Here is a 12,573-nt window from a genome sequence, read left to right as displayed (position 1 = left end):
TTATCTATTTTCATTAGATTTCTTTAACGAGTAGATCAAATAATCCAGGCAATCTATGTTATCCTGATAAATATGTGTCTGTTCCATTAAATGTTTTCTATACATACATAACTGTGATAACAGCGCTTCTACATTGTTTTCTTGTGCCAGTTTCATGCAACACTGGATTGTTTTCTGATTACAGCCTGCGTCCACAAGATTCTGATAAATTATTCCATATTTGTCATTTGCTTCTGCCATCTGTCTGCACCTCCTGCTTAAATTATACATGCTTCAAACGATATATCTAATACTTATAATTCATATCACGATATTCTTGACAGGAATATCATTTGAGTATAGGATAATAAAAAAGGTTGGAGGTGTACTATGGAAATTCGTGTACTTCGTTATTTTCTTGAAATTGCACGTGAAGGAAATATGTCAAGGGCTGCTGAAAGACTTCATGTTACACAGCCAACGCTGTCTAAACAGATGAAAGATCTGGAACAAGAGCTTGGCAAAAAACTATTTAAGCGTGGCAGCACAAGCGTCAGTCTTACTGATGAGGGTATGCTTCTGCGAAAAAGAGCAGAAGATTTACTGGCCATGGCTGACAAAATCACAAACGAATTTCAGGCAATGGATGATATCACAGGAGGTGATATTTATATTGGCTGTGCAGAATCCTATCTTGTAAAATATCTTGCCCGTGCTGTAAAAAAGTTAAGCAGCATTTATCCCAATATCCATTATCATGTTACCAGCGGTGATACCGAACAGGTAACAGAACGATTAGACCGTGGACTTCTGGATATGGCATTTATAGTAGAACCGCCCGATTTATCAAAATACAATTATCTTGAAGTGCCTGAATACGATACATGGGGTGTTCTGATGAGAAAGGACAATCCATTAGCCGCAAAAGAGGCTATTGCCTTTGATGATTTATTGGATATTCCTATTTTTTGTTCGGAACAGTCTGCTAAAATGGATTTACCCCGTTGGTGTTCCGATAACCTTGACCGACTTAATATATTAGCGACATTTAATCTCTGCAATAACGGTGCCGTTTTTGTCCGTGAAGGGCTGGGGGTTGAGCTTACCTTTGAAAAGTTAGTAGAAACAAATGCAGAAAGTGATTTATGCTTCCGTCCGATCACACCACCTCTCCACACAAAAATGTATGTTATATGGAAAAAATATCAAATATTCACTCCTGTTGCTAATCTGTTATTGGAAGAAATAAAAAAGATCATCGTTTTACCATAATCGTGAAACGATGACCTTTTTGTGATTTGAACACAGCAAGACAAACTTCGATTTAGATTTCACCTGTAAAGTGTACCCTTTGTCAAGGACACTTTAAATTTATAAGCTGCTTTCATATTTTTAAACACGGACATAACCAGTAGATGGACCTGCACCAACTTTTGCGATATACCCACTCTTAACCAGATTCGTCAAAGTCCTTTCCACGGTAATTTTGCTTATATCAGGACAAAGCTCCATGATTTCTTTCTTTGTAATTTTGCCAACCTTGTTATCAATAACCGCTTTAATTCTATCAGGCTTAGAAAGACTCCGATGCTTCAAATGCTCTACACGGCTTTCGAATTCATTGTATGCTTTCAACATGATACCCAGATAATATTTAACAAAAGGCTCATAGCTGTTTTCTCCCTCATGCCAGCCAGTAGAACTTGCTTGAAGGGCTTCATAATATGTTTCCTTTGTCTTTTCAATCAACATTTCCATACTGATATATTTTCCAACGATGTATCCCGCCTTATAAAAAAGCAATAAAGTGAGCAAACGGCTCATCCTACCATTTCCGTCATTGAAAGGATGGATACACAGAAAGTCCAGAATGAACATGGGAATCAAAACCAGTTTATCAATGCGGTCAGCTTCCCATGCTTCAAGGAAGCGAGCGCAAAGTTCTTCCATTGCTTCATCAGTCTGAAATGCGGGAACTGGAATAAAACGTGCCTTCTGATGACCCTCGGCATCTGTTTCTGCAATTACATTATCGGAATTCTTATAACTTCCACCAGCAGCCCCCTGTGAATAGGAGTACAGATCTCAATGTAACTGCAAAATAATGTTCGGTCTTGGGTTGATATATTCATAACCTTCGTAAATTGTGGAAAGTACTTCACGATAACCAGCAATTTCCTGCTCAGATCGGTTGCGGGGTTCTGCTTTTTGACTTACCAATTCTTCCAAACGCTTATCGCTTGTAAATATACCTTCGATTCGGTTGGATGCTCCCGTACTCTGAATCAATGCAACTTCTAAGAGTGTTTTCAATTCATCTACATTGGCTTCGAGAAATAATTCCTGTTTGCCTTTATGTTCATGGATGCTGCTAACCATCTGAACAATTTCAGGTGTTAACAACTTTGCAGGACTTACAATAAAATCAAAGTCTCTCATAGGAATCTCCTTCATTTCAGATTTATCTCCATCATTCTATCATCAAATGATGGAGATCTCGATAGATTTGATGGAGATAGAATATCCGTATACACAATAAATATCCTCATTTCATCCATATATTATATCGTTTTACGAATTGTTTTTTTCACTAAAATTACACTATTTTTTCACTATTTTTCATTACTTCATCGTTTTCGCCAACGAATTGAGCAACGCCCGCCTCTCTGGATTCAGATTCTTTTTCTCATAAAATGCTTCTTTAAAAAGCTCTGCATTTTTCCTTTGGTCATCATCCGGAATATGAGAGTACGCATCCGTAATCATATTGACCTGTGCATGGCCGGAATCACCCTGTACTGCTTTGATATCAGATAATGGTACACACAAGCACGGAAAACACTTTATGCAAAATCTTCCACAGTAAAATCTATAAATAATCCGCAAAGGCAAAGGAAACCGACAGTTTACCATGTTTGGAATTATGGCAGTTCTTTTAGGAAGTGGAGATGCATTCCATCTGGTTCCTCGTGCAGTAGCGCTTTGTACAACTGGACTTGAGAACTTTACTGTACAGATGGGGTTAGGAAAGTGGATTACCTCTATCACTATGACTATCCTAAAATCATCCCCGCCTCAGAATTTGCAACAAATTGTTGCAAATTTTCTATATCCTTTTATTTTACAGAAGTACTTATTTTTAACTTTTTTCCTTCAGATTTTTATATTGCAAAAATCATATCACCATCTGCAGTATATCCTCTATATGTTCTGCATAATAATCAGCCCCATTCAGTTCCCCTTTCTCACCATATCCATACAGGCATCCTATAAAAGGGCTTTTGCAGGACCTGGCACATTCCAGATCCTGTCTCCTGTCTCCGACTACCAGATAAGGGCCACTATATTCCCGGATGATTTCCTGCACAATTTCTGTCTTTGGACGGAATCTGTATGATTCACAGTCATAAAAACGATCAAACCATCGTTCCATCCCAAATTCCTTCCAGTGTGCCTCACGATATGAAGCTTTACAGTTACTTAAGATCACAAGGTGATATCCCCGGTTCTTCAAAGCTGTTAGCATCTCCTCTGCTCCCGGATACCACACTGCCTTATGTTTCCTGATCTGTCTTACCATCAGATCTCCTACCATCCTGCTTGCCTGCTCTTTATAGCTCTGATCCAGTTCCGGCAAAAATGTATTCCACATCTCCTTACTGTTAAGTCCCAGCCAGCCGGCAATTTCCACCGAGCCTATCTCCCGTTCTTCGGTAACCTTCTGTTCTGTCAGCCACTGATAGGTTTCACGAAATGCCGGTTCATAGATTCCAAGGGTATGATGGATCGTTCCATCATAATCGAATATGATCGTTTTTGTCATCATTTATTTTCCTGTCTTTTAGAGCTGCTTCATCAGATTGACCATCTCAATCGCAGATAATGCACAATCATAGCCTTTATTTCCCGCTTTGCTTCCTGCACGCGCAATAGCCTGCTCGATATTTTCAGTCGTGATCACTCCGAATAAAACCGGGATTCCTGTTGCAAGTTCAACCTGTGCGATTCCCTTGGCAGATTCATTACACACCAGATCATAATGTGAAGTATCTCCACGGATGACAGCTCCAACGCAGATAATTGCATCATATTTTCCTGACTGTGCCATCTTCTGTGCTGTAATCGGAATCTCAAATGCTCCCGGTACCCATGCTGCAGTAATGTTCTCTTCTTCTACTCCATGTCTTACCAGTCCGTCGACTGCCCCTCCCAATAATTTATTCACAATAATTTCATTGAATCTCGCTGCCACGATACCAACCTTCATTCCCTCCGGTGCTACTACTTTTCCTTCTACTAAATTGATCTGTCTCATTTTTTCTTCCTCCTGATATTTGCTGTTTTTTATAAATTTATTTCTTTAAAAATATGACCCATCTTTTCCTGCTTCGTCTTCATATACTTCCGGTCATACTTTTGTGCCGGAATCTCCAGAGGTACTCTCTCATTGATCTTCAGTCCGAATTCGCCAAGTCCATAGACTTTATCCGGATTATTTGTCAGTAATCTTAATGATTTCACACCAAGGTCTGACAGTATCTGTGCCCCGACCCAGTACTCTCTGAGATCCGGTGCAAACCCTAACTTCACATTAGCCTCCACAGTATCGTATCCCTGCTCCTGAAGCGCATATGCTTTGATCTTATTGATCAGTCCGATTCCTCGGCCTTCTTGTCTCATATACAGAATGATTCCTCGGCCTTCTGCTTCTACCTGGCGCATCGCTGTCTGCAGCTGCAGGCCACAGTCACATCTGAGCGATCCGAATGCATCCCCTGTCAGACACTCCGAATGTACCCGGCAAAGCACATCCTCACCATCTCCCAGATCACCTTTTACCAGTGCCAGATGATGCTCTCCTGTAATATCATTGATATAACCATACATTTTAAAATCACCGTACTGCGTTGGGAGGTTTGCAACGGCTTCCTCCTTTACATGCTTTTCATGTATTCTTATATAATCCTGCAGATCACGGATCGTAATAAATGTAAGGTTATGCTCTTTTGCCATTTCCCATAGCTGTGATGTACGCATCATAGTTCCATCTTCTTTCATAACTTCACAGCACACGCCGCATTCTTTCAGTCCGGCAAGTCTCATAAGATCTGTTGTTGCCTCTGTATGGCCATTTCGTACCAAAACCCCGCCTTTTCTGGAAATAAGCGGAAACACATGTCCCGGTCTTCTGAAATCCTCCGGTTTTGACTGATCATCCACACACTTCATGATAGTATAGGAGCGCTCTTCCGCAGAGATACCTGTGGTTGTATCTGCGTGATCTACTGCCACGGTAAATGCTGTACTGTGATTGTCCGTATTCTCCGCAACCATCGGCGGAAAGTTCAATCTCACCGCAATTTCTGCACTCATCGGTGTACAGATAAGACCCTTTGCATAGGTCGCCATGAAATTAATATTTTCTCTGGTCGCAAACTCTGCCGCACATATCAGATCTCCCTCATTTTCTCTGTCCGGATCATCTGTGACCAGAACTATTTTTCCTTCCTTAAGATCCCTAAGTGCTTCTTCAATTGTGTTGTACTGATAATTTTGTGACATAGTGTATATCCTCCTGTTCTAAAACCCGAATTCTTCAAGAAACTCCATCGTAATTCCGGATTCTTTTTTCTCTTCTTCGTTTTTTCTGATGCCAAGCAGTTTTTCTACGTATTTTCCGATCACATCATTTTCCAGATTAACCAGATCCCCCGGCACCTTTTCCAAAAGAGTGGTTTCTTCTCCTGTATGTGGAATGACCGACACCTGAAAACCAGCTTCATCAACCCTTGCAACTGTCAGGCTGATCCCATCAATACAGACGGATCCTTTTTCCACAATCAGATGCAAAATCTGTGGCGATGTCTCAATTGATACCCAGATGGCATTTTCTTCCCGGAGCATGGAACGTATCACGCCAGTCCCATCAATATGGCCGCTTACTATGTGTCCCCCGAACCTGCCGTCTGCAGCCATTGCACGTTCCAGGTTTACCTGGCTTCCGGCCTTGCAGCTGCCAAGACTGCTTCTTCTGATCGTCTCTGCCATCACATCGGCAGTAAATCCGTCCGGCTGAATCGACGTAACTGTCAGACACACACCATTCACAGCGATACTGTCACCGATCCTTGTCCCTTCCAGGACTTTCCGGGCTTTCACTGCCAGGATCCCTGATTCCCCTGTCAGCTGTATATAACGGACTTTTCCTTTCTCTTCTACGATTCCTGTAAACATGATTCCTCCTGTTTTTTATCACACACCTGACATTTTATCCGGATATCCTCACCGATCTGGCAGATATCTGTATATTTCAGTTCCACTGCTTCAGACGGCAGTTCAACTCCAATACCCTCTACCGGTGTCTTCCCAGCCACACCGCCAAACAGCTTTGGTGCCACAAAAGCCTGTACTTCCTTTACAATTCCAACTCGCAGTGCACTGTCATTTAACGTACCTCCTCCCTCCAGGAGGATGCTGTCAATGCCTCTGTTTCCAAGATCTGCCATCAGCTTCTTAAGGTCTATCTGATTCTTTTCGTCGGGACAGTAAATGGTTTCAACTCCCATGGTATGTAATATTTTTATTTTCTCTTTTGCATTTTTCTGTTCTGCATAAGCCACGATCGTCCGGTACTTTTCCGCACTTTTTACAATCTGACTGCCCGGCGGGATCCTGAGCTTACTGTCACACACAATCCTGACAGGACTTTTCCAGCCTTCTACCCGGACGTTTAACATCGGATCATCTGCAAGCACAGTTCCAATACCAGCCATGATTCCCATGTACTGATGCCGCATATGCTGTACTTCTTTTCGTGCAGATTCTCCGGTGATCCATTTTGATGCTCCTGTTTTCGTTGCGATCTTCCCATCCAGTGTCATGGCATACTTCATTACCACATAAGGAGTCTTCGTAGTAATATAATGGAAAAACACCGGGTTCAGCTGATCACATTCTTCTCTCATAAAATCTTCAACTACTGTTACACCGGCTTCCCTTAACATCTGTACACCTTTTCCTGCCACTTTCGGATTCGGATCTCTGGAACCGATCACCACTTTTCTGATCTTCTGTTCAATGATCGCTTCCGTACATGGAGGTGTTTTACCATGATGACAGCAAGGCTCCAACGTGACATAAATCACCGCACCTTCTGCTGATTCTGTAAGAGAAGCAATTGCATTACGTTCCGCGTGAAGTTCTCCATACTTTTTATGATAGCCTTCCCCGATGATCTTTCCGTCTTTTACGATCACTGCCCCTACCATAGGATTGGGATTCGTCCAGCCTTCTCCTTTTTTGGCCAGTTGAATAGCCCGAAGCATATATTCCTGATCCGTCATTTCTATTCCTTCTTTCTTATTCCTGTTCTTTGCCTGGGCTACGCCGAGGCTTTTAAACATGTGCAATCGGATTCACAGACAAGTGAATGGTATAGTTATTTCGAAAACGATGTACCAGATACAAAAAAAGCCTGCAGAAATATCTGCAGGGTGGAATTGATCTGTTACATATGATTGATAAATGAATGTCTGATTTTCCTATATAAAAAGCTCTGAAATGGATCACCATCTCAGAGCTCTGATACTACATTCATTCATACAAAAAATCAACTGTACTATCATCTTCTTCCATCCAGACTGTACTGTCGGCCCCGGAATCTCACCGGATCATGCCTCTCGGCTCGCGGGCTTTACCGCCGGTAGGGAATCTCACCCTGCCCTGAAGATATCTTTTTGTTTATTTTAATACTTTATCTGTTATTTGTAAAGCAGAATTTTTATTTTACTTAGTTTACTGATGGAGATAGAATATCCATATACACAATAAATATCCTCATTTTATCCATATATTATATCGTTTTATGAATTGTTTTTTCACTAAAATCACACTATTTTTTCACTATTTTTCATTACTTCATCGTTTTCGCCAGTGAATTGAGCAATGCCCACATCTCTGGATTAGCCAATACTTTTGCCAGAAGTTCCGGATCAACTTCATCAGCAACAGAACCGTCACAAGCAACCAAACGATAACGGTTTCTGTATAGAGTTGGTTGAAGCTTCTGGTTAAAGATTTGCAAAAGTTCCCATAGTGCATTATCTTTTAATTTTGCACGCTGGTGATAGAAGGCGGCTTTTGATGGTGTTTCATCAGTGCGTCCGAAAAAATGATAAAGTTCTATCTCTCTGATATTGTATATCCACTATAGTTTTAGATGTATCATCTTTACCATCTTGAATTGATCAGAAACTGTCATACTGACCTTTGTGGATAGCTTTAAGCCATTTTTAGGGATGTAACGATAGTATGGTTCCTCCGCAATCACCTTCACATTACCCCCGATCTTTGCTGCCAGTTCTTCCGCTGAATCCACATAAAAAAACATTTGTGCATCGGCATGGCCGACCTGTTTCATATATTTTTTCTTCATCATGGTCATTCCTCTTTTGTTCACCGTATCAAAAACAACTTCCATATTTCCAAATTGCCCAATCATACGCAGAAGGGCAATGACCTTATGTTCCTCAAAATAATGAAATAACCCGCCTGCAGTAACGAGAATAGGAGCATCAAGTACATCATTGCGAACTTTTTTGATCCAATCCTTTGCAAAGGCATCCCCGGAAATATATAATTCCCTCTCTGGTTCGGGAAGAAGTCCCCGCCGGTATTCGATTACATGAGGCAGATCCATGGCATACCAGTGTGTCTTTCCGTTATCACATCGGTGATAGGTTGTCTCCAGACCACAGCCCAACTGGACAATCACACCGTCCGGTCTGCGTTCCAGAAAAGTCCGAATAATCCGATCCATATTAGCAGACCGGGAAGCAGAGGCCAAAAGGGTATACTGGCTCTGCATATTCTGTTTAATCAAGTCTGAAGGTAGCTTCTTTTTCAATTCCAATGCTTTTTTATCATATAAAATTTGCGGGTAATGCTCACTGGCATAGATTCTGCCCAGCATAGGGACAAACAGGGTATCCTCCACAACGCCTAATGTTTGCATAACCAGCCCTCCTTTTTCTTTATGCAAGTTTCCAATTCTGGCTTTCTGTCTGCAGTTTTACCATATGGGCATATACACCATTCTTTTCTTCCAGATCCTTTGGTGATCCTTCTTCTGCCACGGTGCCATCAGAAAGGACAACAATTTTATCTGCTCCTGCTACGGTACGCATCCTGTGGGCGATGACCAGAACCGTTTTATCTGCGATCAGACGGGAAAGGGCTGTCTGTATCAGAGTTTCATTCTCCACATCCAGGGAAGCAGTAGCTTCATCTAAAAGAATGATCGGCGCATTTTTCAGAAATGCACGGGCAATAGAGATACGCTGGCGCTCTCCGCCGGAAAGTTCACAGCCATTTTCCCCGATATTGGTATGCCATCCATCCGGCAGTTTTTCCGCAAATTCATCCACATTGGCAAGTTTCGCAGCAGCAATGACTTGTTCATCTGTGGCGTCTTTGTTTCCGATTCGGATATTTTCCAGAATCGTATTGTCAAACAGTGTAACATCCTGGAATACGATGGAATACAGAGAAAGCAGTGTTTCCGGGTCAATTCGGGATACATCCATGCCTCCCACGGTAATCTTTCCTCTGTTAATATCCCAGAACCTTGCTGCCAGCCGGGATACGGTTGTTTTTCCGCCGCCAGATGGGCCGACCAAAGCCGTAACCTCTCCCTGTTTTGCCGTAAAGGAAACATCTTTCAATACGGTTTCTCCGGTATTGTAGGCAAACCCAACATGGTCAAAGACAATATCATACCCCTGATTGGAAAGCCTGTCGCTGCCCTGCTGGATCGGATGATCGAGAATTTCATTCATACGGGCAATGTTGGTTCGTGTACTGATGACTGCCGCAAGATTCTGGAGTGCGCCCTGCAGAGGGTCATATAAACGGGATACTACCAGAAGGAACATAAAGAATGTAAGCACGGAGAGGCTTCCTTGCATGAGCAAAACAGCTCCCACCAGCGCAACCGTTGCAATACCAAGCTTCAGCACCAGCGATGCGGAAACCACAAAAACAGCAAGGCCGAATTCATTGAGGATGGAACGATGCTCCACGGCACGGATCTTCTTTTCCAGACCTTTTAAATATGCCTGTTCCGCATTGTTCGCTTTCAGGTCACGAACCGTTTCAATGCACTCCTGTATCCCGTCTGCGCAGGCCATCTTTACATCCATGGCTTTCTGATTCAGATTTTCCTGAATCTTTGCGGAAAATCCCACAATCGCAAAGGCAACCGGCAGAACCCATAAGGCAGCCAGTGCCATTCTCCAGTCCGTAAAGAGCAGACCAATGGAAATCAGAACTGTAGAAATGATCGAACCCGCAAGCTCAGGGATAAAATGCGAAAAACTCTGCTCCAGGAAGGTGCAATCCGCCATAATGGTACTGGTAAGATCGGCTAAATCCTTTTTCCCGAAAAAGGAAAGGGGGATTTTGCGCAGATGCTCTGCCAGGGTAATGCGGCGGATACCGCTTTCTTTGTAAGTGGCAAAATAGGTCGCATTGTATTGAAAGAAAGTGGTCAGCAGAATCAAGCCGATACACACCACGCAGCCTGCCACATAAAATGGAATTTTCCCACCGGGAACACCCCCGTTCATCAGATCGCTGACCAGGTAATATAAAAGTCCCACCGGAAACATAAAAGACAGATTCTGAAGGACACAGGCCAGGCAGCCTTTGATCAGGTCTTTTGCTCCCTGTTCAGACAGGGCATATTTTTTCTGCAGTTTTTTGATCATATCACTGCACCTCCTTTGTTACCTTCCATTGCACGGAAGTCTGGTAATTTTTCCACATACGGCTGAATATACCGTCTTTTGCAAGCAATTCGCGACTGTTTCCGCACTCGGCAACCCGTCCGTCGCAAATGACAAAAATCTGATCCACATTTGTTACGGTAGAAAGCCTGTGGGCAATCATAATCACGGTCTTACCCTCGGAAAGTCTTGAGAAAGCAGCCTGTACGCGGCTTTCGTTATCCGGGTCAGCAAAGGCAGTGGCTTCATCCAGAATGATAATCGGAGCATTTTTCAGCATCACACGGGCAATGGCAATTCGTTGCTGCTCGCCGCCGGAAAGATAGACACCCTTTGTACCGATGACCGTATCCACACCCTGTGGGAGTTTTTCCAGAATATCATCGCATTGCGCGTGATGAAGGGCAGTCAGAACTTCCTCACGGGCAGCTTCCGGTTTTCCCATACGCACATTTTCCAGAATGGATGCCTTGATCAGACGGCTGTTCTGAAATACGAAAGACACCGTGTTCATGAGTTCCTCTTTCGGGATGTCTTTCACATTAACACCACCGATTTTTACCATTCCGCTCTGGGGATCAAAGAATCGGGAAATCAGGTTGGCAAGGGTTGTTTTTCCACCGCCGGATGGACCTACAAAAGCTACCGTCTGTCCTGCAGGAATGGTCAGTGAAATATCTTTTAATACTTCTTTTTCTCCATCATAGCTGAAATGAACCGATTTCAGCTCCACGGAAGCGTTTTGAGGATGCTTTGAATGTTTCGTTTCCTCCAGAGGCTTCAAATGCAAAACGCTGTCAATTCTCTGTAAAGCGTCGTCTACGATCATGGCGTTTTCACTTTGGAACATAATGCGTGTCAGTGTGACAGAAATAACCGGTGTAATGATGATATAGAAAATAAGATCCAGTAAGAAACCGGAAGTCACACCGTCTTGCGTAAGCAACAGTCCTCCGGCAATCAGTGTGGCAAAAACGCCGTTGATCGCAGCTGTATAGAACATCATCGGTGTCCGAAGCTGCCTGGTATAAGCAATCACCCATACTTTATACCGGTCAATGGAGTCTTTAAACTTCTTAAAGGAAAAGATCGTCTGGCCAAAGGTTTTTACCACCGGAATCCCACGGACATACTCTACCGCTTCATTAGACATATCATCCAGCGCATTCTGGTATTCTTTCATCTTTTCCTGCATCTGCTTTCCGGTCATTGCCATCATGATCAGAAACCCCAGCACAACCGGAACAAGACTCAATAGTCCCAGTCTCCAGTCAAACACGAACAACAGCACCAAAAGACCGCAGGGGGTTGCAATGGCATTGGCTCTGTCGGGAAGCTGATGGGCGAGATAGGTTTCGGTGGCTGCGCTGGATTCGTTGACAATCTTGCGCAGTTTTCCGCTGCCAAAACTCTCGGCAAACCCAAGAGGCAACTTAACAATATGCTCCATGGTCTGGATACGCAGGTTTGTGGCAATACGAAATGCTCCCAAATGGGAACACATCAGCCCTGCTATGTAGACAAGCACCGCTATAACCGCAAACAATACTGCCATCCAGCCATTACCGGTCAGGTTCTGTGCCTGGTCAAAATTCGGTGCCACCTCCAATACTTCCTTGATCATTTTCCAGATGTAATAGAATGGTACCAGAGCAATCAGGGCACTGATCGCAGAAAGCACCCAGGAAGTATAGGTCAGGTACTTATGGCTGCCTGCAGTTTCCAGCAGGCGTGATAAATTGGATTGCTTTTTCAAAAAAATTCCTCCTTTTCTTTGTATTTATGATAAAGAGAACACGTCTATGTTCTT

General features: G+C 43.1%; 11 protein-coding genes, 2 pseudogenes and 1 riboswitch. Of the genes and pseudogenes, 2 read left to right on the top strand and 11 right to left on the bottom strand.

All coding sequences use genetic code 11. The features are described 5' to 3' along the window. Entirely contained in the window at nucleotides 1-240 is a 240-nt protein-coding gene (locus tag RUMTOR_RS00405; protein ID WP_004844986.1) for a hypothetical protein, read from the bottom strand. A 129-nt stretch (nucleotides 241-369) separates the two neighbouring features. Between RUMTOR_RS00405 and RUMTOR_RS00400 the strand changes: the two genes are divergently transcribed. Continuing rightward, nucleotides 370-1,251: a LysR family transcriptional regulator gene (locus RUMTOR_RS00400; protein ID WP_004844985.1), complete on the top strand. Its 882-nt coding sequence runs from the start codon at nucleotides 370-372 to the stop codon at nucleotides 1,249-1,251. A 120-nt stretch (nucleotides 1,252-1,371) separates the two neighbouring features. Here the strand turns inward: RUMTOR_RS00400 and RUMTOR_RS13855 are convergent. Together RUMTOR_RS13855 and RUMTOR_RS13340 are read right to left on the bottom strand one after the other, a co-directional pair. Then, nucleotides 1,372-2,433 (bottom strand): annotated as a pseudogene (locus tag RUMTOR_RS13855) (Fic family protein). A 168-nt stretch (nucleotides 2,434-2,601) separates the two neighbouring features. After that, nucleotides 2,602-2,808 carry a hypothetical protein gene (locus RUMTOR_RS13340; protein WP_044929370.1) on the bottom strand — a complete coding sequence of 69 codons (207 nt, stop codon included), beginning with the start codon at nucleotides 2,806-2,808 and terminating at the stop codon, nucleotides 2,602-2,604. A gap of 46 nt (nucleotides 2,809-2,854) precedes the next feature. On the opposite strand from RUMTOR_RS13340, the pseudogene RUMTOR_RS13850 reads away from it, so the two are divergent. Then, nucleotides 2,855-3,037: pseudogene (locus RUMTOR_RS13850) on the top strand (hypothetical protein); the annotation flags it as partial. Between the two features lie 117 nt (nucleotides 3,038-3,154). Here RUMTOR_RS13850 and RUMTOR_RS00385 read toward each other — a convergent pair. The 8 genes from RUMTOR_RS00385 to RUMTOR_RS00350 form a co-directional block, all read right to left on the bottom strand. Then, on the bottom strand, nucleotides 3,155-3,805 hold the full coding sequence (locus tag RUMTOR_RS00385) for an HAD family hydrolase (protein WP_004844981.1): 651 nt from the start codon (nucleotides 3,803-3,805) through the stop codon (nucleotides 3,155-3,157). Nucleotides 3,806-3,820: 15 nt separating this feature from the next. After that, on the bottom strand, nucleotides 3,821-4,294 hold the full coding sequence (gene ribH, locus RUMTOR_RS00380; protein ID WP_004844980.1) for a 6,7-dimethyl-8-ribityllumazine synthase: 474 nt from the start codon (nucleotides 4,292-4,294) through the stop codon (nucleotides 3,821-3,823). A 29-nt stretch (nucleotides 4,295-4,323) separates the two neighbouring features. Beyond that, a complete protein-coding gene (locus tag RUMTOR_RS00375) occupies nucleotides 4,324-5,541 on the bottom strand; it encodes a bifunctional 3,4-dihydroxy-2-butanone-4-phosphate synthase/GTP cyclohydrolase II (RefSeq protein WP_004844979.1) in 1,218 nt (405 codons plus the stop codon). Between the two features lie 18 nt (nucleotides 5,542-5,559). Then, entirely contained in the window at nucleotides 5,560-6,213 is a 654-nt protein-coding gene (gene ribE, locus RUMTOR_RS00370; RefSeq protein WP_004844978.1) for a riboflavin synthase, read from the bottom strand. After that, on the bottom strand, nucleotides 6,195-7,322 hold the full coding sequence (ribD, locus tag RUMTOR_RS00365) for a bifunctional diaminohydroxyphosphoribosylaminopyrimidine deaminase/5-amino-6-(5-phosphoribosylamino)uracil reductase RibD (protein ID WP_009319981.1): 1,128 nt from the start codon (nucleotides 7,320-7,322) through the stop codon (nucleotides 6,195-6,197). The genes ribE and ribD overlap by 19 nt, the downstream gene beginning before the upstream one ends. 276 nt (nucleotides 7,323-7,598) lie before the next feature. After that, nucleotides 7,599-7,713, bottom strand: a riboswitch (FMN riboswitch). Between the two features lie 472 nt (nucleotides 7,714-8,185). Continuing rightward, nucleotides 8,186-8,992: a class I SAM-dependent methyltransferase gene (locus tag RUMTOR_RS00360; protein ID WP_004844975.1), complete on the bottom strand. Its 807-nt coding sequence runs from the start codon at nucleotides 8,990-8,992 to the stop codon at nucleotides 8,186-8,188. 19 nt (nucleotides 8,993-9,011) lie between these two features. Beyond that, nucleotides 9,012-10,745 carry an ABC transporter ATP-binding protein gene (locus RUMTOR_RS00355; protein WP_004844974.1) on the bottom strand — a complete coding sequence of 578 codons (1,734 nt, stop codon included), beginning with the start codon at nucleotides 10,743-10,745 and terminating at the stop codon, nucleotides 9,012-9,014. A gap of 1 nt (nucleotide 10,746) precedes the next feature. Next, the gene (locus tag RUMTOR_RS00350; RefSeq protein ID WP_009243654.1) at nucleotides 10,747-12,519 is read right to left on the bottom strand and encodes an ABC transporter ATP-binding protein; all 1,773 of its coding nucleotides are present in this window, start codon (nucleotides 12,517-12,519) and stop codon (nucleotides 10,747-10,749) included. Nucleotides 12,520-12,573 lie beyond the last annotated feature (54 nt).

This window comes from [Ruminococcus] torques ATCC 27756 (assembly GCF_000153925.1).
GTDB lineage: Bacteria > Bacillota > Clostridia > Lachnospirales > Lachnospiraceae > Mediterraneibacter > Mediterraneibacter torques.
This window is presented reverse-complemented; position numbering and strand designations above follow the sequence as displayed.